Below are 20042 nucleotides of genomic sequence, written 5' to 3'. Positions count from 1 at the left end.
CGCCGGCCGGCTGGCCCGCGCTTCACCAGAACGAATCGTCCTCGCGTGCCTTCACCACGCGCAGCCGGTGCTCGGCGATGCGGCGGATCAGGTCCTCGGGCAGCGGCTCGTCGTAGCGCACCTTGAGCAGCTCCTTGGTGGTCTGGTGCCCGGCCAGCTCCTTGCGGAACGCCTCGAGCGCCGCGGCCGAGGGCGCGAAGCCCAGGTGGGCCTTGTGGGCCGAGAAGGCGAACAGGAAGCGCGGCTCGATGAAGAAGGGCGTGCCCCACTTGATGGCCTCCTGGGCCTCGGGTGCCACGCGCCGCAGCAGCGCGCGCAGGCGCCGCAGGTGCGCATGGGCCTCGGGCGGGGCGGCGGCGATGTAGTCGTCGACCGTGGCGGGCGTCTTGCTGGCCATTTCGTTCCCCTGTCGCGGGCTCAACCGCCCTTGCCCTGCACGTCCTTCGGCGACCGGCCAAACCTCGCCTTGAAGGCGCGGCTGAAATGGCTGAGATCGGTGAAACCGAACTCGAGCGCGGCCTGCGACACCTGCCGCACGCGCCCTTCGGCGAGGGCCCGGTAGCTGGCCTCGAGCCGCTGCTGCCAGAGCCAACGGCCGGGCGTGGTGCCCTCGGCGGCGAACAGCCGCATCAGCGTGCGCAGCGACAGGTGGCAGTCGCGCGCGATGGTCTCGCCGTCGAGCGTCGGGTCGCCGAGCCGGGCACGGAGGTAGCGCTTCACGGCCGCCAGGCGCCCGTCGCGCGCGCCGGCCTCGACCTGCGAGGGCGCGAGCTCCGCCTCGAGCGCCGTCGACCAGATGTCCATCGCGGCCTGCGCGAGCGCCGGCGGCGCATCGTCGTGCAGCGCCATCAACTGCTGCAGCACCGATCCCGCGAGCGCGGCCAGCTTGGCCTCGCGACCGACCGGCCGGGCCACGAATTCGTCGGCCGCGCCGATGCGGCTGGTCAGCAGCGCGCGCGGGATCGCGACCATGACCGCATGCGACCACTCGCCGAACTCGAGGCTGAAGGGACGCGACTGGTCGTGCAGCACCATGTCGCCGGGGCGCATGCTCACGCGCCGCTCGTCCTGGCTGAAGCGCGTGTTGCCGCCGAGCGCGAACCAGAGGAAGAATTCATCGCGCGGATCGCGCCGGATGTCGGTGGCGCCGCGCGTGACGCGGATCGTCGCCGCGCCGGGCAGCTTCGACTCGATCTCGTTGAGCGCGAGCGCGCCGAGCCCGCGCTGCGACACCCTGGCGCGGAACGCCGCGCCGCCCGGCGCGTTCGCGCACTGCGTGACCGAGTAGCTGCGGCACGTGACCTGGTGCCACTTCTCGAAGCTGTCGCCGGGTTCGACCAGGGTTTTCATGGAATGGATGGCAGGTGGAGAACAAAGCTTGGCAAGCCGGGGCCAGCGCGGACGGCCGGCGCGACCCAAGATCGCCGCACCCGCCACCATCCGACTCACCCACCGAGGGGCCAATATGCCTTATCAGATCGATCGCATCAATCCGGCGACCACCGCCGTCATCGTCGTCGACATGCAGAACGACTTCGTCGCCGAGGGCGCCCAGCTGCGCTCCGCCCAGGCCGCGGCCATGGTGCCGACCTTGGCGCGCACGCTGGCCACCTGCCGCGAGCGCGGCATCCGCGTGATCTACACCGCCCACGTGCACCGGCGCGACGGCTGCGACATGGGCCTGTACGACGACCTCTACGGCCCGATCGCCGACCGCAGCGCGCTGGTCGACGAGACGCCCGGCAGCGAGATCTTCGCGGCGCTCGCACCCGCCGCGGGCGAGCACGTGGTCAAGAAGCACCGCTACAGCGGCTTCTTCGCGACCGACCTCGACCTGATCCTGCGCGAGTGGGGCATCGACACCGTGGCGATCACCGGCACCACGACCGAGAACTGCTGCCATGCGACGGCGCGCGACGCGATGTTCCGCAACTACAAGGTCGCCTTCCTGTCGGATGCGACCGGCACCTTCGACTACCCCGACGTGGGCCAGGGCGCGATGCCGGCCGAGGCGGTGCACCAGGCCACGCTGACCATCCTGGCCTTCTCGACCGCGCACGTGATGACGAGCGAGGAGTTCGTCGCGCGGATCGATCGCTGAGCCTTCGCGGCCTTGCGCGTCGGTCAGCGCGGCGGGCTCTGCACGGTCGCCGCGACGATGCGGCGCACCACCGGCAGCAGCACGAGCAAGGAGGGAAACGCGGCCAGCCACGAGACGCCCCAGGCGCCCATCCACATTCGAGGCCATTCTTCGCTGAGCCCCACGCTCTTGAGCGTCGCGATGCCGGCCACGATGCACGACATGAAGACCGACAGCAGCAGCGGCATGAGGATGCCCGCGCAGCGCGCCGGCAGTTTCCGGAGGCCGCGGCTCATGCGGCGGCCAGCTCGCGGATGTATTTCGCCAGCGTGCGCGGCGCGCGGCCGAGGATGGCCTCGAGCGTGAGGGCATTGCCGCCGAGCCCGTGCGCCGCATAGTGCGCGTGGACCTTCGACAGCAGCTGCAACTGGCGCGCGTCATAGGGCGGGCGCGTCCGCTCGACCCAGCCTTCGAAGTCCAGCTCCCGCGCCGCCACCGGCCGGCCGAGCGCCTCGCCGGCCATCGCGGCGATCTCCTGCGGATTGAAGCGGCCGGGCGCGCACAGCTCGAACGAGCCGTAGGCCAGCCGGTCTTCGGTCAGCGCGATGGCCGCGACCTCGGCGACGTCGCGATAGTCCACGCGCGCGATCCGCGTGTGCACCGGGTAGGGCTCCGCGAAGACGCCGTCCCGCGCCATGCCGGGCCAGGCGCCCCGCAGGTTCTGGAAGAAGTTGGCGGGATGCAGCAGCGTGTATTCGAGCTTCGACTCGAACAGCGCGGCCTCCACCGGGACCTTGCTCGCGTGGTTCGCGAGCGTGACGTGCGTCGGCTGGATCACCGACGAGAACACGAACTTGCGCGCCCCGGCCTGCTGCGCGGCGGCGACGAGATTGCAACCCATCTGCGTTTCGTCCGCCTGAAAGGCCGGGCCGATGTGAAACACGCCGTCCGCACCCGCGGCCGCGCGCCGCAGGCTCGGCGGATCGCGCAGGTCGGCAACGACGGCTTCGGCGGCGCCGTTGCCGATCGCCTGGCGCCGGCCGGATTCGCTGCGCACCAGCGCGCGCACCGTGGCACCCCGCCGTACCAGCGCGGGCACCACGAGCGCGGCCACGCGGCCGGTGGCGCCGACCACCAGCACCGTGGGTCTATGTTGTTCCATGGATGATTCCTCGATCGATGAGCGGCACCAGGCCGCGGAGTCCCGAAGATAGGGACGACCACCGCACGCGTGAATCCACGGCGGCCGCCAAAGACCTTCATCCAGAACGGAAGAATCCATGGACCAGATTCAGGACATCCGCGCCTTCGTCGCCATCGTCGAGCTGGGCAGCCAGAGCGCCGCGGCTCGCCAGCTGGGGCGCTCGGTGCAGTCCATCAGCCGTTCGCTGGGCGTGCTCGAGCGCAGCATCGGCGTGCAGTTGATCCGGCGGACCACGCGGCAGTCGTCCCCCACCGAGGTGGGACGGGCCTACCACCGGCGCGTGCAGGCCGCGCTGGCGGAGTTCGACGCGGCCGCGGCGGAGGCGAGCAGCCAGTCGAGCGCGCCGCGCGGCCTGCTGCGCGTGGCCGCGCCCGTGCAGTTCGCGCCGGCCTTCGTCGTGCCGCTGATCGGCGCGTTCATGCAACGCTACGCAGGCATCGAGGTGGACCTCACCGCCTCCGACCGTTTCGTCGACCTGATCGAAGGCGACATCGACCTCGCGATCCGCATCGGCGAACTGCCCGATTCCGAACTGGCGGCGCGGCGGCTCGGCGACCTGCGGCTCGTGGTGTTCGGCGCGACCGACTACTTCGCGCGGCACGGGCGCCCGCAACGCCCCGAGGACCTGGTCGATCACCAATGCCTGGTGCGCACCACCCACGGCAACGACGCCAACTGGCCGTTCACCATCGATGGCCGGCCGCGGCGGGTGAAGGTCTCGGGACGCTTCCGGGCGGACAACACCGCTTCGCTCTATGCCGCGGTGGCGAACGGCCTGGGACTGTGCTTCACGCCGCTGTGGCAGATCCGCCATCTGCTCGAGAGCGGCCGCATCGAGCTGGTGCTGACCGAATTCGAGTCGCCGAGGGTTCCGGTGCATGCGGTGTGGCCCGCGGCCCGGGGCAGCTTCGCGCGCGCGAAGCTGTTCGCGGACTTCGCGGCGCAGAACCTGCCTTCGCTCGAGCCCGGGTTCAAGGCTTGAGCACGACGAGCAGTGCGATGCCGCCGAGCGCCGCGACGCACAGTCCCGGGCTGATCCGGATCCATGCGCGCTCGCGGGTGTTCGTGCCCTCGAGCTGCCTTCTGAGACAAGCCGACAGCACGCCGTGCAGTCCCGACAGCGCGAACACCAGCACCAGCTTCGCGTAGAGCCAGCCCGCGCCGAACCAGCCGCCCAGGCTTGCGAGCGCGATGCCCAGGCCCCATGTCGCGACCATCGCGGGCACGGTGACGCGGCGGTCCCAGCGCAGGAAGGCTTGCCCCATGCGCTTCTCGTGCGGCAGCAGCACGCTGCCCGAGCGGCCGAGCGCGGCGGCCGCCACGCCGAGCAGCAGCAGGCCGCCGGTCCAGGCGAGCACCGCGGCCAGGTGCAACGCTTTGAGCCACAGATAGGTCATGGGGAGGCCGGCTCGCGGTCGAGCAGCTTCCAGCTGTAGAAGCCACCGCCCGGCAGGCAGGCGAAGAGCACGAGCTTGAAGCCCATGCGCTGGGAGACGTCCTCGAGCGTCGCCGCGTTCACGACCTTCCAGCAGAAGCCCAGGAAGACCAGGCCATGCAGCGGCCCCATGAGGCTCACGGCCCAGGGCAGGCCGGCGAGGTGTTTCATCGGCACCGCGACCAGCAGCAGGATCAGCAGCGTGGCGGCTTCGAGCAGGCAGAAAAGCCGGAGACGGGAAAGGCGCAGGGCTCGGGACAGCAAGAGCAACTCCATGACGGGAACCCCCGTAGTCTCCCCATGCATTGCCCGAAGCGAAAGTGGCCGGATTGACAAGCTTCGACTGTTTCTCGCCAACCATGGAAGAATCCGCCGCCATGACATCCCGTGCCCCGAACACACCGCACCGGCTCGCCGTGCTCGCCCTGCCCGGCCTCATCGCCTTCGATCTCGCGAGCGCCTGCGAGGTCTTCGGCCATGCGGAACTCGCGCCCGGCCAGCCCTGCTACCGCATCGCCGTCTGCGGCGAACGGAAGTCCTTCGACAACGGCAGCTTCACGCTCACGGTCCGGCACGGGCTCTCGGTACTCGAAGCGGCGCAGACCATCGTCGTGCCCGGCATCGCCGATCCCGCGGCACCGATCAGCCGCGCCGTGCTGCAGGCACTGCGCACGGCCTCGGCACGCGGCGCGCGCATCGCCTCCATCTGCTCGGGCGCTTTCGTGCTGGCGCAGGCCGGGCTGCTCGACGGGCTGAGCGCCACCACGCACTGGGTCGCGGCGCCGCTGCTCGCCGAGCTTCATCCGCGGGTGGAGGTCGATGCCAAGGTGCTCTACATCGACCACGGCCAGATCCTGACCTCCGCGGGCGCGGCCGCGGGCCTGGACCTGTGCCTGCACATGGTGCGCAAGGACTTCGGCGCGGCCGTCGCGGCGCGCGTGGCGCGGCTGTCGGTGGTGCCGCTGCACCGCGAGGGCGGCCAGGCCCAGTTCATCCAGCCGCTCGACCTGCCCGCCGAGCGCGACCTGCAGCCGCTGCTCGCCTGGGTGGAGCGCAACCTGCACCGGCCGCTGTCGCTCGACGAGCTCGCGCGCCAGGCCTGCAGCAGCCAACGCACGCTGAACCGGCGCTTCCAGGACCAGTTCGGCGTCTCGCCCGCGCAATGGCTGATCCGCGCGCGCGTGCGCCGCGCGCAAGAGCTGCTGGAGCGCACGCGCCTGGGCATCGAGCAGATCGTCGCCAAGGTCGGGCTGGGGTCGGCGGCGAACTTCAGGGCCCAGTTCCAGCGCGTGGCGGGCGTGAGTCCCAGCGCGTACCGGCAGAGCTTCGGCGCGGGGCCGAAGGCCTGAATTCCGCGGCGCCGACGGTGCATCGGCGCGCGACTACGAATCCTAGTAGTCGCGTCTTCGGCCGGCCCAAACGGCAGTAGAGTGCCGCCCGGAGCGGAAACGTTTGCACCCCCGGTTCGATGCCATGTGGCCAAACGAAGGCCTTCCTTCGAACCTTCGACTGATATCCGTCGCCGAACGTAGTGGAATGGATGTGTCGCCATTGCAATTTGGTTGCAGCTTCTTACGGTTGAGCGGCACGAGCTTCTCTACAGTGCTCGGTTTTGCATGCGGGAGACGGTCCGCTCCTGTCGTCGCCCTTCACGTTTCGCTTCAGGGAGTTCCATGCCCACGCCCGCCTCCAGCCGGGGCCGCAAGATCACCGCGACCTCCGATGCCATGCCCATGCTCGATGGGGTGGCCGCCCTCGAACCCGTCCTGATCGAGGGCGAGGAAGCATTGAGCCGCCCCTATCGCTACACCCTCACGCTGACCACGCCGGCGTCGAGCGCCATCGATGTGCGCTCGGCCGCGAACGTCAAGCTCAAGCCCCTGATCGGCGAGGAGTTCGGCGTGCACATCCTGCTCGACGGCCGGCCCGGCGGCGCGCAGCAGCAGCGCCATCTCTCGGGGCTGGTGACCCGGGCGCGCTTCCTGCGCCTGGAGCAGCGGCGCGCGCTCTACGAGGTGGTCATCGAGTCGTGGCTGAGTCTGGCCCAGCGCTCGCGGGACTTCCGGATCTTCCAGAACAGGAACGTGCTCGACATCGTCGACGAGGTGCTCGGGGCCTACGGCTTCGCGCTCTCGATCCGCGCCACGGGCAGCTATCCGCCGCGCGAGTTCGTGGTGCAGTACGGCGAGACCGACTACGACTTCGCGAGTCGCCTGCTGCACGAGTGGGGCCTCTACTACTACTTCGAGCACGCGGCCAACAGCCACACGCTGGTGATCGTCGACGACATGCAGGCGCACGGTCCCTTCCCCGCCGGGGGCTACGAGCGCATTCCCTTCAGCGCCGCCGAGGCCTCGTCCAACGAGGAGCACTGCCATCACTTCCAGCTGGCCGAGGCGCTGCAAAGCGGCCAGTGGGTGACGGGCGACTTCGACTTCACGCGCCCCAAGGCCGACCTGCTGCGCACCAAGGCGATGCCGCGTCGCACCCGGCATGCGACGCGCGAAGTGTTCGCCTGGCCGGGCAACTACGCGGCCGAGGCCGACGGCGAGCAGATCGCGCGCGCACGGATGGAGGAGACCGGCGCCCCCGGCCAGGTCGCCAGCGGCGCGGGCAACCTGCGCGGCCTGGCGGCCGGCTACCGCTTCACGCTGACCGACCATCCGCAGGACAGCGCGAATGCCGACTACCTCGTGACCGCCGCGCGCCTGTCGCTGCAGGAAGCGGGCGACGCGACGGGGCTGGAGGAGTTCCGCTGCCGGGTCGAGTTCGAGGTGCTGCCGGCGAACAACATCTTCCGCCCCACGCCCGACGCGACCAAGCCGCGCACCACGGGCCCGCAGACGGCGGTGGTCACCGGCCCCGCGGGCCGCGATATCTGGACCGACCAGTACGGGCGCGTGAAGCTCAGCTTCCACTGGAACCGCTACTGCAGCAAGGACGAGAGCAGCTCGTGCTGGGTGCGCGTGTCCTCGCCCTGGGCCGGCAGCAACTTCGGCGGCATGCAGATCCCGCGCGTGGGCCAGGAGGTGGTGGTCGACTTCGAGTACGGCGACCCCGACCGCCCGCTGATCACGGGCCGGGTCTACAACGCGGACAACATGCCGCCGTGGGACCTGCCCGCCAATGCGACCCAGAGCGGCCTGCTGTCGCGCAGCTCCGAAGGCGGCAACGCCGCGAACGCGAACGCGCTGCGCTTCGAGGACAAGCTCGGCGAGGAGCAGCTCTGGCTGCATGCGGAGCGCGACCAGCTGCTCGAGGTCGAGAACGACGAGGTCCACACCGTGGGCCGCGACCGCAACAAGACCGTCGAGCGCGACGAGACCCACCACATCAAGAACGACCGCACCAAGACCGTCGACCGAAACGAGACGATCACGATCCACGGCCAGCGCGAAGAGACCGTGGACGGCGACGAGGCGGTCACCGTCAAGTCGAACCGCAGCCATGCCATCACCGGCACCGAGACCCTGACGGTCACGGGCGACCAGACGCACATCGCCAAGGCGCACCGCACCGCCAGCGTCACGGGCAACCAGACCACCTCGGTCACGGGCACGGATTCGCTGACGGTCACCCAGGCCCGCACCGTCACGGCGCAGGACAACGACCTGTGGAACGTCACGCTGGGCCAGACCACCACCATCGGGCAGGCCTACAAGGTCTCGGCCCGCTCGCATGCCGCGACCTACAACGACGCGATGACGCTCAACGTGCCGGCCGGCCCGGCCTCGGCCACCGCGCAGGGCGACGTCTCGCTGACCAGCTCGGCCGCCAACCTGTTCGGAACGGCCGCCCTCAACATGGGCCTGCTGGCGCAGGGCGGTGATTTCTCGGCCGTGGCCTCGGGCAGCGTGGGCGTGAGCGCCGAGGGCGGCACGCTCGATACCTTCGCCTCGGGCGCCATGACGCATGCGAGCCCGACCAGCGTGGTGCTCGATGTCGACGGCACGGCGGTGGAGGTCACGCCGGGGCGCATCGTGCTGCGCGCGGGCAGCGCCACGCTGATGCTCGATGCCTCGGGCGTCACGGTGAACGGCACCAAGATCTTCCTGAACTGCTGAGGGCCGCATCGATGTCCTCCGCGGCACCGGTGCGCAACCCGGTCGAAAAACGCATGGCCCGGCTCCACGACCTGTGGTGGGAGCGCACCGACGATGCATCGCTGCGCGCGGTCGTGCTGCGGCTGCCGCCCGACTCGCAGCGCATGCTCGATGCCTTCTTCACCTTGCAGATGGTGGACAGCGACTACGCCACGCCCGACCTCTTCCTGCGGCTGGACGCGGCCTTCGAGACCGGCTACCGCTACAGCCACGAGCTGCGCCAGGCCCTGATCGAGACCTTCCTGCACAACCGGCCGCAGCTCGCGAAGCAGGGCGTGACCGATCCCTGGGAAGAGGAACACGCACCCGGCCGCGACAGCGCCGCCGGCTTCGTCGACACCGGCCTGTCGCTGGCGCGTCACCTGCGCCGCCAGCGGCTGTCGGTCGTGCTGCAACCGGGTGGCGTGAGCGACGCGGCCTGCTTCGAGCGCTGGCTCGACGCGGCGATGCAGGCGCCCGTGCCGCCACAGGATGCCGGGCTGCTGCGGCTGGTGCTGGTCGACGACAGCGACTCGCGCGCCTGGCAGCCGCTGGTGGAGCGGCATGCGGGCGTCGTGCGCGTGGTCGATGCGCCGCTCGACATCCTGGAGGCCGCGCGCGAGATCGCGGCCCAGGCGGGCGGCGGGAGTGGCGGGGCCGCGCTGTTTCGGCAGCTCTATGCCGACATGCTGGTGCTGCTTCGCCGCGGCGACGCGGCCGCCGTGGAAGCGACCGCCGAACGCGCCGCGCGGCTGGCCACGCGCAACGGCTGGTCCGACCAGCGCGCCGTGCTCGACGTGATGGTGGGCGGCGCCTGGCTGCAGGCGCGCGACGTCGCGCGCGCGGTCGCGCGCTACCGCCAGGCCCGCGCCGCGGCGGCGCAGGCCACGCAGGCCGGCAATCCGATGGGCCCGATGCTGCTGATGCAGGGCTGGATGGCCGAAGGCGGCGCATGGGCCGCGGCCGGCGACATGAAGCAGTCGGCCCATGCCTTCGAGCAGGCCGCCGAAGCGGCCCGCCGCGTGCCCAACAGCCTGTTCGCGGTCGAGGGCCAGCGCGCCGCGGCCCAGGCCTGGCTCGGGGCCGGCGAGCGCGACCGGGCCTGGGCCTCGGCGCTGGCCGGCGTGCGCGAGGCGCGCGCCATGGCCGACGCCGACCGGCCGAACAGCACGGTGCCGCAACTGCTGCAGGACATGCTCGCGCTGCAGGACCCCCGACGCTGCGAGCGCATCGCGCAATGCGCCACGGCCTACGAGCGCGAGGCGCGCGCGGCCCTGGTCGAGGCGGATCTCGCGGGCCATCGGCTCGGCACCCATCCACCGCCGAGCGCCATCGCGGCGATCGAGACGCAGCTGGTGCAGCGCTACGAGCAACTGTTCCAGGGCCAGCTGCGCGAGCGCGAACAGCTGGTGCAAGGCGGCGAGGAGGTGTTCCGCACCGTCGTCGCCATGGGGCGCCAGTGGCTCGACCCGGTCTGGAGCGGGCTGCCGCACGTGAAGCATCCGCTGGACCTCGCGCCCGGCGAATGGCGCGAGCCGCCCGCGTTCGCGCGCCTGCCCGATCCGCAACCTTTCGTCGAAGCCGCCTGAAGGGCGCCGACTCCTCACGCCACAAGGAAAGCACGTGTTCTTCGCGGCCAAGCATTTCGATCCGCAGCTGGGCATCGATGCCCACACCTACCTGGCGCCGCCCGGCGTGTGGCCCACGGTGCACATCGGCATCGTGATGGACCCGTTCGACTACCTGCCGACCATCCAGGTGTCGCCCGACAACCCGATCGTCAAGGGACTGGGCGCGCTCGGCACGGCGACCGAGGCCGCCAAGAACGCCATCGGCGAAGGTACGGCGTCGCCTGAGATACCGGCGCCGCCCGGCGCGCCGCCGGCCGAGGGCGCGATGCCCGAGAGCATCTCGCTGCCGCTCGGCGCCACCGTCGAGGTGGCCGGCGTGCGGCGCGCCAACGCCGGCACCGGCGGCGTGGACTTCCACATCCTGGTCGGCGCGCCGATGCCAATCATCAAGGGGCCGGGCGGCCCGCAGTTCGACGACGAGCTGTTCATGGGCAGCCGCACCGTGCTCGCCGATGGCGATCCGTTCTCGCGCATCACGATGCCGGTGCTCGGCTGCAACATCGTCGGCCTGGTGCCGCCGTTTCGTCCGCGCAAGCTGGTCAAGCCCGTGCGCCTGAGCCTGATGCTGCCGACCACCTTCAACGTGGCGATCCCGCCGCAGGTGTTCGTCGGCGGACCGCCCACCATCTCCTGGGGCGCGATGATCCAGCGCGGCCTGTTCAAGGCGCTGGGCCGCGCCTACACGCGCATCGCGCGGCGCGTGTTCAAGAACATGCCGCCGGGCTTCCTCAAGTGCCGGGTGCTGCGCGCCGAGCCCGTGGACATCCGCGACGGCAGCGTCTGCGTGACGCACGAGGACTTCCACGTTCCCGGGCGCCTGCCGCTGACCTGGACCCGCGCCTACGCATCGCGCGACCACGACTTCGCGGGCCACTGCGGCCGGGGCTGGCAGACGCCGGCGGACCTGCGCCTCGTGGCCGAACCCGACGGCCTGCTGAGCCTGCACGGGCCGGAGAGCTGCGCGCTCTTCCCCTCCCTGCCCCGGTCCGAGCGCGAGCCGGTGCGCGACCTGGTGGACGGCGCGCGCCTCGAGCGGCAGGGCATGCGCCTGACGGTGCGATTCAAGGACGGGCTGCGCCTGCACTTCGACGATGCCCTCTCGCCGGCGGACGAACTGCGGGCGGCGGCGCTGCCGATCGCGTGCATCGAGGATGCCTGCGGCAACGGCTGGCGCTTCGTGCGCGACGAGGGCGGCGCGCTGGTGCGCATCGTCGAGAGCGGCGCGCACGGGCAGCCGGGGCGCAGCATCGAAGTGCGGTCCGGCGGCGGCCGCATCGAGGCGATGGCGCTGCGCGACCCGCTCACCGGGCTGGAACATCCGCTGGTGAGCTATCGCCATGCCGGCGGCGATCTCGTGGCGGCCATCGACGCGCTCGGCGCGGCACGCGAGTTCGCTTACCTGCAGCACCGCATGGTCCGCCACACGGATCGCCTGGGCCTGAGCTTTCACTACGCCTACGACGACCGGTGGCGGGTGGCGCATGCCTGGGGCGACGGCGGCCTGCAGGACTACCGCTTCGCCTACGACGAGGCATTGCGGCAGACGGAGGCGACCGACTCGCTCGGTCATCTCACGGTGGTCAAGTTCGACGAATCCGGGCTGCCGCTCGCGGAGATCGACCCGCTCGACGGCGTGACCACCTTCGAGTACGACGACTCGGGCCGCACAGTGGCCGTGACACGGCCCGAGGGGCTGCGCACCGCGTTCGTCTACGACGCGCACGGCAACCTGCAAAGCACGCGCTGGCCCGACGGCAGCACGATCCGCAACGAATTCGACGACGAGGATCGCGTGCTCGCGGTCGTCGACCCGAACGGCCAGCGCTGGTCGCAGGGCTACGACGAACGCGGCCTGCTGGCGAACCAGCGCGATCCCCGCGGCGCGGTCACGCGCTTCGAGCACGACGCGCACGGACAGCTCGTGCGCCATGTCGATGCGCGCGGCGCCGTCACGCAGCTCCAGTACGACCGGCACGGACGGCTTCTCGTGCTGACCCATCCGCTGGGCGCGCGCACCCGCTTCGAACACGACGTGCTGGGTCGGCTGAAGGCGCAGCGCGACGCGCTCGGGCGCACGACGCACTACCACCACGATGCCAAGGGGCGCACGCTGCGCATCGAGCGCCCCGGGGGCGGACATGCCGCCTGCGCCTACGACGCCGAGGATCAACTGCTGCTCTACGTCGACGAAGCAGGCGCGCGCACGCGCATGCAGTACTTCGGGACCGGAAGCCTCGCCGCGCGCGTGCAGCCCGACGGCCAGGCGGTGCGCTACCACTACGACACCGAGGAACGGCTGGTCGGGCTGACCAACCAGCGCGGCGAGCGCTATGCGCTGCGGCGCGACGCGCTCGGCCGGATCGTCGAGGAGGTGGACTACTGGAACCAGTCGCGCCGCTATGTCTACGACGGCGCGGGCCGCCTGAGCGCCACCGTCGACGCGCTGGGACAGCGCGTGGCCTTCGCGTGCGACGCGATGGGCCGCATCACGCGCAAGACCTTCGACGATCCGCTGCAGGCGGGGCGCCAGCGCCAGGAGCATTTCGTCTACGACCGCCTCGGCCAGCTGGTGGAGATGCGCAACGACGCGATGCACGTGCGGCGTCGCTTCGATGCCGTCGGCAACCTGCTCGAGGAGCGCCAGGGCGGCTTTCGCGCGAGCTACCGCTACGACGAGGTCGGCCATCGGATCCTGCGCGAGACGAGCGCGGGCCATCGCCTGCGCTATGCGTTCGACCTGGGCAACCAGCTGCAGGGCATGACGATCGACGACGACCCGCTGATCGCCATGACGCGCGACGCGCTGGGCCGCACGCTGAGCGAGCGCTTGGGAACGGGGCTGGAGCGCCGCTTCGCCTACGACGAGCGCGACCTGCTGACCGCGCAGCGCCTGCTCGAGGATGCGGGTCCGGTGTTCGACACGCGCTACGACTACGACGGCGCCGGCAACCTCGAGTGCCGCGCCGACAGCCGGCAGGGGACCGATCTCTACCGCTACGACGCGCTCGGCCAGTTGCTCGAACATGCGGACCCGCAGGGCCGGATCCAGCGCTTCCTGCACGATCCGGCCGGCGACCGGCTGCACACGCGCGTGCGGCAGGCGCCGCGGGCCCGCGTTGCCGGCGGCGAGAACGACCCCGAGGCCGTGCACTGGACGCGCGAGGGCAGCCTCGACGGCACCCACTACGTGTTCGACCGCGCGGGCGACCTCGTGCAGATGCACGATGGCATGCCGGCCGGGGACGCGCTGCAGCTCGTCTGGGATGCCAACCACCGGCTGGTCGAGAGCCGCAGGGGAACGGCTGTCACCCGCTATGGCTACGACCCGGTCGGCCGGCGCGTCTTCAAGCGCGGTCCTCAGCGCACCACGTGGTTCTTCTGGGACGGGAACACCCTGCTGGGCGAGCTGACCGAGGACAACGACGCGCCGCGGCCACCGCCGGCCCTGCCGTCGAATCCCGTGCTCCAACTGGCGGGCGCGCGCCGTTCCTCGGCGGCCTCCGGAACGAACGACGCGCGCTACCTGACGGCGCGCGAGTACGTGCACTATCCATCCACCTTCGTGCCGCTCGCCCTCGTCGAGCACGACGGCGTCCGGAGCGCGGTCTTCCACTACCACGTCGATCCGAACGGCTGTCCGACCCGCCTCACGGACGGGCAAGGCCGCACGGTCTGGTCGGCGAGCCATGCGGCCTGGGGCGCGATCCGCGCGCTGCAGTGCGAGGAGGTCGGCAATCCGCTGCGCTTCCAGGGCCAGTACTTCGACCAGGAGACCGGGCTTCACTACAACCGCCACCGCTACTTCGATCCCCGCAGCGGCCAGTTCGTCTCGCTCGATCCGCTGCGCCTGGGCGCGGGCGAGAACCTCGTGCGCTATGCCGAGAACCCGCTGCTGGGCATCGATCCGCTGGGGCTGGTGGGCGGCGAAAGAATCCCCTATTGGGAGATCAACGAAACGGGCCAGCACGGGCGCCCCATCCTCGCGCGCGTCACCGGCGACGACGGCAAGTTCGACCACTACGAGAACCCTGGCCATCACGATCCCAACATGCGCTCGCCCGGCCGCGGAACCGATCGCTACAACACGGGCAAGAGCGTGCTGCCCGCCAACCATCGCGAACTGTTCGAGAGCAGCCGCTCCTACCCTGGCGATCGCAGCGTGCGCTATGCCCGCGACAGCCAAGGCAACGTGCACCAGTTCCAGGACTCGGGCGCGCGGATCTTCCACTGGGCCGGTTCCGACAACGGCGTCTCGCTGCACGGCACGGTCGACCACCTGCGCATCAATGCCGCGCGGCGCCGCTTCGCGTCGACCGTGCCCGTGTGCCGCGCCTAGCGGCGCGCCTCGAACCGACGGCTTCAAGGACAATCGCACCACCATGCCCGCACACATCTTCGGTACCCGGGAGACCCTGCAGTTCGACATCGCGCCCAAGGACCCCGAGAGCTTCGCGATGCGGCAGGTGGACATCCACGCGGCCGGCACGCACGTGACCGCGACCGACAACGGCGTCTACGTGCCCAGCTTCCTCTTCACGCTGCACAGGACCCTGAAGAGCTTCCGCAACCCGGCCCGCTTCCAGCCCAGGGCGGACATCTTCGGCGACCGCGGACCCGTGGACATCCACCGGATACTCGCCGACGCGCCGGAGCCATCGCCCGATCCCGGCGACTTGCCGGACCTCTGGGCCTTCCTCCAGTTCGGGGACGTCACGCTGCGGGTGATGAGCTTCCTGATCCCCACCGCGCACGGCGTGTACCTGAGCTGCGAAACGCCTTCGCGGGAGACGCCGCAGCAGCCCGGGATCCGGGTCGTCGAAGTGTCGGTGGACGCGCTGGCGCGGACCATGACGCAGGCCTTCGAGGCCGTGGCCGCCGAGTACGAGGGCGACAAGTCGTCCGTGTCCTGATCCGCCTGATCCGCCTGATCCGCCTGATCCGCCCGCCGGCGTCGAGAGAGGTCGCGCCTAGTCGATCGCGATCTTCGCCCGCGCGACCACGTCCCTCCAGCGCTCCAGCCCCTGCCGGATCGCCTGCGTGACCGCCTCGGGCTCGCTGGATTTCACCGCATAGCCCAGGCGCGCCAGCCGCGCGGCCAGCTCGGCATCGAGGGCCTTGCGCGTGGCGGAGCGGATCGTCGCGAGCACGGAGGCCGGCACGCCGGCCGGTGCCAGCAGGCAGTACCAAACCTCGTAGTCGACCGAGGGCCCGCCGATCTCCCTGAGCGTGGGCACCTCGGGCAGCTGCGTGCTGCGCTGCGCGCCGAACACCGCGATGCCGCGCAGCCGCCCGGCCGCGATCTGGCTCGCGACCGAGGGCGAGGTGGCATAGACCATGTCGATCTGCCCGCCCATCGCATCGTTGACCGCCGGCGCCGTGCCCTTGTAGGGCACGTGCAGCGACTGCAGCGGCGAGATGGTCGAGAGGTACTCGCCCACCAGGTGCGGAGAGGTGCCCGCGCCCGGCGTGCCGTAGCTCAGCGAGCGCTTTTTCGATAGCGCGACCAGCTCCTCGAAATTCTTCGCGGGGAAGTCGGGCCGCACGGCCATCACCACCTGCGTGCTGCCGACCATGCTCACGGGCGCGAAGTCCTTGAGCGGATCGAAGCGCGTGTTGCGGTTCACGCTCGGGTTGGTCGCGAGGTAGTCGTTGGCGAACAGCAGCGTGTGGCCGTCGGCCGGCGCGCGCGCGACGAAGTCGGTGCCCATGTTGCCGCCACTGCCCGGGCGGTTGTCCACGACCACCGCGCGTCCGAGCAGCTGGCCGAGCCGCTCCGCGAAGGGCCGCGCGATGGTGTCGAAACCGCCGCCCGGCGGAAACGGGACCACCATCGAGATCGGGCGCGATGGGAATTCCTCGGCAGCCCATGCGCGCGGCAGCGGCGATGCCGCAAGAGCCGCACCGAGCCCCAGCACGATGCGACGGCGTCGGCCGCCGGACTGAAGGTCGCGCATGCTCACAGCCTCGGCAGCTCGATCTGCAGCAGCTCGCTCGCGGCATCGGCCGTCATCGCGCTGGCCGCCTCGCCGCTGTAGAGCGAAGACCGCGCTTCCCAGTCGCGCTTGCCTTCATCCGCGTGACCCTTGCCGGCCAGCACGAACACGATGGTGTTCGGCGGCACCTCGATGCTCCGGCCCGCCTCGAGCGCGATCAGCGACAGCACGGTCCGCGCCTCGGAGAAGCTGCCCAGGTGCTTGCGCGACACGCCGGGCCGCTGCGCATCGCCCAGCCATTGCGCGGCAGCGGGGCGAATGAAGATCGGCTTGTCGTAGCGGCTCTCGGGATAGCGCAGCTCGCGGCCGTTGATGTGCTCCCAGACGGCTTCGTAGGCATCCTGGTTGCGCGTGCCGCCCTCGGGCTTGTCGACCTTGTAGACACCGGCCTCGAAGCGCCCGTTCTTCTTCAGTTCGGCGATGCCGCGCTGGAACGCCGCCTCCGACACGTAGCCGCTGCGGCTCGCGCCGCCGAACTGCAGCACCAGGGTGAGCGACTCGCCCGCGATGCTCTGCGGGCCGTAGAACACGCCCTCGGGGAAGTAGCCGATCATTCCCGGCTTCATGACGCCGTCGCGCGCGAAGTCGGCGTCGCCCTCGAGCTGCACGCGCACCTGGTCGAAGTTGTGGCGATGGCGCGGCGAGTCGAAGTCGTTGAAGGTGTTCGAGAGCTGGAGGAAGAAGTTGCCCGCGCTGCCATCGCGGCCGGACAGCAGCGGGTGGTAGCGGAACTTGCCGCCGCGGGCATGGGTGCGCTCGATCATCGTGAGATCGCGCAGGTTCAGAATCTGCTGCATGGAAGAACTCGTCTCCTTGTTGGAATAGTCCGCATGCTGACGCAGTCCCCGCCACAAGCCCAGCGACATTAATTCACGGCAGCGTTGCCATTGCGGCAACGCTGCTCGCAGCCCACCATGAAACCCCGACGCCCCCTGCTCGACCATCTGAACCTCGCCACCCTGAAGCTCGTCGCGGCGATCGAGCACGAAGGCAGCCTGTCGCGCGCGGCCGCCACGCTGCACATCGTGCCCTCGGCCGCGAGCCGCCGCATCACGCAACTCGAGAACGCGATGGGCGTCGAGCTGCTGCACCGCACCGCGCGCGGCGCCGGCCTGACCGCGGCGGGCCTGTCGATCGCGCGCTATGCGCGCGCGATGATGGAGGACGTCGACACCCTCGATGCAGAGCTGCAGAACCTGCAGGCCGGCGTGTCGGGCCGCATCCAGCTCGTCGCCTCGATCTCGGCCATCGTGCAGCACCTGCCGCAGGACCTCGCGCTGTTCCTGCAGCAGCACCCGGGCATCAAGATCGAGCTGGCCGAGCACACGAGCGCGGAGATCGTCGAGCTGCTGCTGCAGCGCAAGGCCGACGTCGGCGTGTTCGTCGCCGAGGGCGACATCCCGGGCCTCAAGCTGCAGCCCTACCGCACCGAGCAACTGGTCGTGATCCTGCCCATGAACCACCGGCTCGCGAAACGCAAGCGCCTGCGCTTCGAGCAGTTGCTGAAGGAGGAGTGGGTGGAGCTGCCGCCCGGCACCGCGCTCGCGAGCCGCGTGGCCAAGGAAGCGCTGCGGCACGGCGTTCGGTTGCGCACGCGCATCCAGGTCAAGGGCATGGACTCGGCCAGCCGCATGGTGCAGTGCGGCCTCGGCATCGGGCTGCTGCCCCAGGCCAGCCTGGAGCAGCAGGCGAAGTTTCCGAACCTGGCCTTCGTGCCGCTCGACGAGCCCTGGGCGCATCGGGTCAGCTACCTGGCGGTGCCCGCGCTGGCCGAGCCGGCGCCGGCGAGCCGGATGCTATTGCAGGCGTTGATGGGGCTTTGAGCGGTTCCGGGGCAGGCCCCGGCCTCAGCGCGGCGCCTGTATCAACGGATCGAGCGCCGCCCGGATCCTCCGCACCGCCAGCTCGCTCGCCAGCGTCTGCGGCCCGCGCCCATAGGTGCCCGCGAGCCGGATCAGCCGCAGCTGCTCGCGCTGCAGCCGCGTCTTGAGCCGCCGCGCCCTGGCGCCGAAGGCCCGGCCCATTTCGCGGCGCACGCGCCAGCGTGCCAGCGGCTGGCCCAGGCGCACCCACTCGTCGTCGCGGATCAGTTCGCGCTCGGGCACGAAGTAGGCCGCGAGCGCGTGCAGGTAGGCACCGTTCTCGCGCGCGGCCTCGCGCCAGAACAGCCAGGCCGCGATCAGCACCGGGATGCCCTTGACCAGCAGCAGCAGCGCCATCTCGCCATAGCCGCCGTCGAAGTAGTCCTCGAGCAGCGGCGAGTTCCAGACGAAGTGCATGGCCCAGGCCAGCACGAAGCACAGCACGGCGGCGCCGATGCGCGTGACCAGCCGCCGCTCGGGATGCAGCAGGAACCAGGCGACGCCGAAGGAGGCGATGGCGGTGTAGGCCGCGTGGCTCCACAGCCCGCTCATGAGTCCGCGCGTGAGCAGGTTCAGCAGCACCGGGTAGACCTGGTTCTCGAGCGGGAAGCGCATCGAGGCATTGACGGTGTAGGTCAGGTTCTCGACCACCTGGAAACCGAGCCCCGCCATGGCGCCGACGATGAGCACCGACAGATAGGTCTGGAACTGGTTGCGCGCCACCAGCACCAGCAGCACCACGCCCGCGAGCTTGAGGAATTCCTCGGTGATCGGTCCCGCGACCGCGGGCCCCCAGGCCGCCACGAATTCGGGCGAGATCAGCTTGGCGCACAGGCTCTGGATCGCGATGTTGGCCGGCGCCGCGAAGTACACGGCGCCCATGCCGCCCCAGGCGAAGGCCAGCACGAAGGCCTCGGGCGGATGCTGCTCGAGCAGGTCGAGCGTGCGGAACACCAGCAGGAAGGCCAGCGTGTAGAGGCCCCACACCACGAGCCCCAGGAAGGCCGTGATGGGCACCACGCGAAAGCCCATCGAGAACATCTGCACGGTGTAGAACAGGCCGTTGACGATCAGCGCGCTCAGCAGCCAGAAGGCGGCGCGGCGCGGCTGGAAGAAGGAGTCGGTGCCGACCGGCCACGGCGACTCGTCGCTGTCGAAGGCGGTGGTGGTGATGGTGGTGTCGTGGCTCACAGCGGCGCCTCCAGGTCCATCGACTCGAGCATGCTGCGCGCGTCGGCCATGGCCTCGTCGAGGCCGTCGCTGCCGCCGTAGACGTCGATCTGCACCAGCGACTTGCGGCGCTGGTCCACCACCTGCCAGAAGCGCCCGGCGATCTTGCTGCCGTAGTAGGCGAAGGTCTTGCCCTGCAGGCCCCACATGGTGACGAAGTCGGACACGTCGCCCTCGATGCTCAGGCCCTGGCCGCGCTCCATCAGCCGCTGCTGGCGCACCAGCGGACCGTCGGGCCCGCCGGCCCAGGGCAGCGTGGTCACGAGGAACTTGTGGTTGCCCTTGAACAGCATCAGCGAGCGCCCGGCCTTGGAGCGCGCCACGTCCATCTGCCAGCCGCGCGCGGGCTCGAAGCGCGCATGGCCGACCGACACGGTCTCGCCGGCCGGCAGCGGACGCGCGCCGGGCGTGTGGCGGTCCCAGAAGATCAGGCCGCCGACATAGGCGGCGATGGCGAGGAAGACCGCGAGGGCGCCCGGCCAGGTGCGGTAGGGGATGCGGCGGGAGGGCTCGTGCATGGGGGCG

Annotated in this window: 18 protein-coding genes; 8 read left to right on the top strand and 10 right to left on the bottom strand. The window is 70.7% G+C overall.

Translation table 11 applies throughout. The features are described 5' to 3' along the window. Positions 1-22: 22 nt before the first annotated feature. Both BM109_RS21815 and BM109_RS21810 read right to left on the bottom strand, forming a co-directional pair. Entirely contained in the window at positions 23-397 is a 375-nt protein-coding gene (locus tag BM109_RS21815) for an iron chaperone (protein ID WP_093346983.1), read from the bottom strand. Positions 398-417: 20 nt separating this feature from the next. Then, entirely contained in the window at positions 418-1350 is a 933-nt protein-coding gene (locus BM109_RS21810) for a helix-turn-helix domain-containing protein (RefSeq protein ID WP_093346981.1), read from the bottom strand. Positions 1351-1465: 115 nt separating this feature from the next. On the opposite strand from BM109_RS21810, the gene BM109_RS21805 reads away from it, so the two are divergent. Next, positions 1466-2101, top strand: coding sequence for a cysteine hydrolase family protein (locus BM109_RS21805; RefSeq protein ID WP_093346978.1), 636 nt, complete (start codon positions 1466-1468; stop codon positions 2099-2101). A gap of 23 nt (positions 2102-2124) precedes the next feature. Here BM109_RS21805 and BM109_RS21800 read toward each other — a convergent pair whose 3' ends face one another. After that, the gene (locus BM109_RS21800; protein WP_093346974.1) at positions 2125-2376 is read right to left on the bottom strand and encodes a DUF2798 domain-containing protein; all 252 of its coding nucleotides are present in this window, start codon (positions 2374-2376) and stop codon (positions 2125-2127) included. Further along, a complete protein-coding gene (locus tag BM109_RS21795) occupies positions 2373-3242 on the bottom strand; it encodes an NmrA family NAD(P)-binding protein (protein WP_093346969.1) in 870 nt (289 codons plus the stop codon). The genes BM109_RS21800 and BM109_RS21795 overlap by 4 nt, the downstream gene beginning before the upstream one ends. A gap of 118 nt (positions 3243-3360) precedes the next feature. Between BM109_RS21795 and BM109_RS21790 the strand changes: the two genes are divergently transcribed. Next, positions 3361-4266 (top strand): LysR family transcriptional regulator, encoded by a 906-nt coding sequence (locus BM109_RS21790; protein ID WP_093346966.1) that lies wholly within the window; start codon positions 3361-3363, stop codon positions 4264-4266. On the opposite strand, the gene BM109_RS21785 is transcribed toward BM109_RS21790, so the two are convergent. Together BM109_RS21785 and BM109_RS21780 are read right to left on the bottom strand one after the other, a co-directional pair. After that, positions 4256-4681 (bottom strand): CopD family protein, encoded by a 426-nt coding sequence (locus BM109_RS21785; RefSeq protein ID WP_093346963.1) that lies wholly within the window; start codon positions 4679-4681, stop codon positions 4256-4258. The genes BM109_RS21790 and BM109_RS21785 overlap by 11 nt on opposite strands. Further along, positions 4678-4983, bottom strand: a complete 306-nt coding sequence (locus BM109_RS21780; RefSeq protein ID WP_256222703.1) for a DUF3817 domain-containing protein — start codon at positions 4981-4983, stop codon at positions 4678-4680. The genes BM109_RS21785 and BM109_RS21780 overlap by 4 nt, the downstream gene beginning before the upstream one ends. A gap of 113 nt (positions 4984-5096) precedes the next feature. On the opposite strand from BM109_RS21780, the gene BM109_RS21775 reads away from it, so the two are divergent. The 5 genes from BM109_RS21775 (at position 5097) to BM109_RS21755 (ending at position 15342) form a co-directional block, all read left to right on the top strand. Then, positions 5097-6068 carry a GlxA family transcriptional regulator gene (locus BM109_RS21775; RefSeq protein ID WP_093347291.1) on the top strand — a complete coding sequence of 324 codons (972 nt, stop codon included), beginning with the start codon at positions 5097-5099 and terminating at the stop codon, positions 6066-6068. 324 nt (positions 6069-6392) lie between these two features. Continuing rightward, a complete protein-coding gene (locus BM109_RS21770) occupies positions 6393-8783 on the top strand; it encodes a type VI secretion system Vgr family protein (protein ID WP_093346961.1) in 2391 nt (796 codons plus the stop codon). Between the two features lie 11 nt (positions 8784-8794). Beyond that, complete coding sequence (locus BM109_RS21765; protein ID WP_093346958.1) at positions 8795-10390, top strand: hypothetical protein; 1596 nt, start codon at positions 8795-8797, stop codon at positions 10388-10390. A 34-nt stretch (positions 10391-10424) separates the two neighbouring features. Further along, positions 10425-14768: an RHS repeat-associated core domain-containing protein gene (locus tag BM109_RS21760; RefSeq protein ID WP_093346956.1), complete on the top strand. Its 4344-nt coding sequence runs from the start codon at positions 10425-10427 to the stop codon at positions 14766-14768. Between the two features lie 43 nt (positions 14769-14811). Next, on the top strand, positions 14812-15342 hold the full coding sequence (locus BM109_RS21755; RefSeq protein WP_093346953.1) for a hypothetical protein: 531 nt from the start codon (positions 14812-14814) through the stop codon (positions 15340-15342). 57 nt (positions 15343-15399) lie between these two features. On the opposite strand, the gene BM109_RS21750 is transcribed toward BM109_RS21755, so the two are convergent. Together BM109_RS21750 and BM109_RS21745 are read right to left on the bottom strand one after the other, a co-directional pair. Further along, entirely contained in the window at positions 15400-16386 is a 987-nt protein-coding gene (locus BM109_RS21750) for a Bug family tripartite tricarboxylate transporter substrate binding protein (protein WP_093346951.1), read from the bottom strand. Positions 16387-16388: 2 nt separating this feature from the next. Then, on the bottom strand, positions 16389-17222 hold the full coding sequence (locus BM109_RS21745; protein ID WP_093346948.1) for a hypothetical protein: 834 nt from the start codon (positions 17220-17222) through the stop codon (positions 16389-16391). 117 nt (positions 17223-17339) lie between these two features. Here BM109_RS21745 and BM109_RS21740 point away from each other — a divergent pair, with 117 nt between their 5' ends. Further along, positions 17340-18248 (top strand): LysR family transcriptional regulator, encoded by a 909-nt coding sequence (locus tag BM109_RS21740; RefSeq protein WP_093346945.1) that lies wholly within the window; start codon positions 17340-17342, stop codon positions 18246-18248. Between the two features lie 24 nt (positions 18249-18272). Here the strand turns inward: BM109_RS21740 and BM109_RS21735 are convergent, their stop codons facing one another. Both BM109_RS21735 and BM109_RS21730 read right to left on the bottom strand, forming a co-directional pair. Further along, on the bottom strand, positions 18273-19478 hold the full coding sequence (locus BM109_RS21735; protein ID WP_256222702.1) for a PrsW family intramembrane metalloprotease: 1206 nt from the start codon (positions 19476-19478) through the stop codon (positions 18273-18275). Further along, positions 19475-20035, bottom strand: coding sequence for a hypothetical protein (locus BM109_RS21730; protein WP_057594117.1), 561 nt, complete (start codon positions 20033-20035; stop codon positions 19475-19477). The genes BM109_RS21735 and BM109_RS21730 overlap by 4 nt, the downstream gene beginning before the upstream one ends. Positions 20036-20042 lie beyond the last annotated feature (7 nt).

The sequence above is a fragment of the Variovorax sp. PDC80 genome, from assembly GCF_900115375.1.
Classification (GTDB): domain Bacteria; phylum Pseudomonadota; class Gammaproteobacteria; order Burkholderiales; family Burkholderiaceae_C; genus Variovorax.
Note: the sequence above shows the minus strand (reverse complement) of the source record. Positions and strands in the feature narration are given on the sequence as shown.

Bases quoted from the DNA above. Each gene is read 5' to 3' on its own strand.
- BM109_RS21750 (WP_093346951.1), bottom strand. From the start codon at position 16,386: ATGCGCGACCTTCAGTCCGGCGGCCGACGCCGTCGCATCGTGCTGGGG.
- BM109_RS21740 (WP_093346945.1), top strand. From the start codon at position 17,340: ATGAAACCCCGACGCCCCCTGCTCGACCATCTGAACCTCGCCACCCTG.
- BM109_RS21730 (WP_057594117.1), bottom strand. From the start codon at position 20,035: ATGCACGAGCCCTCCCGCCGCATCCCCTACCGCACCTGGCCGGGCGCC.
- BM109_RS21805 (WP_093346978.1), top strand. From the start codon at position 1,466: ATGCCTTATCAGATCGATCGCATCAATCCGGCGACCACCGCCGTCATC.
- BM109_RS21800 (WP_093346974.1), bottom strand. From the start codon at position 2,376: ATGAGCCGCGGCCTCCGGAAACTGCCGGCGCGCTGCGCGGGCATCCTC.
- BM109_RS21790 (WP_093346966.1), top strand. From the start codon at position 3,361: ATGGACCAGATTCAGGACATCCGCGCCTTCGTCGCCATCGTCGAGCTG.
- BM109_RS21810 (WP_093346981.1), bottom strand. From the start codon at position 1,350: ATGAAAACCCTGGTCGAACCCGGCGACAGCTTCGAGAAGTGGCACCAG.
- BM109_RS21795 (WP_093346969.1), bottom strand. From the start codon at position 3,242: ATGGAACAACATAGACCCACGGTGCTGGTGGTCGGCGCCACCGGCCGC.
- BM109_RS21785 (WP_093346963.1), bottom strand. From the start codon at position 4,681: ATGACCTATCTGTGGCTCAAAGCGTTGCACCTGGCCGCGGTGCTCGCC.
- BM109_RS21770 (WP_093346961.1), top strand. From the start codon at position 6,393: ATGCCCACGCCCGCCTCCAGCCGGGGCCGCAAGATCACCGCGACCTCC.
- BM109_RS21775 (WP_093347291.1), top strand. From the start codon at position 5,097: ATGACATCCCGTGCCCCGAACACACCGCACCGGCTCGCCGTGCTCGCC.
- BM109_RS21745 (WP_093346948.1), bottom strand. From the start codon at position 17,222: ATGCAGCAGATTCTGAACCTGCGCGATCTCACGATGATCGAGCGCACC.
- BM109_RS21815 (WP_093346983.1), bottom strand. From the start codon at position 397: ATGGCCAGCAAGACGCCCGCCACGGTCGACGACTACATCGCCGCCGCC.
- BM109_RS21755 (WP_093346953.1), top strand. From the start codon at position 14,812: ATGCCCGCACACATCTTCGGTACCCGGGAGACCCTGCAGTTCGACATC.
- BM109_RS21765 (WP_093346958.1), top strand. From the start codon at position 8,795: ATGTCCTCCGCGGCACCGGTGCGCAACCCGGTCGAAAAACGCATGGCC.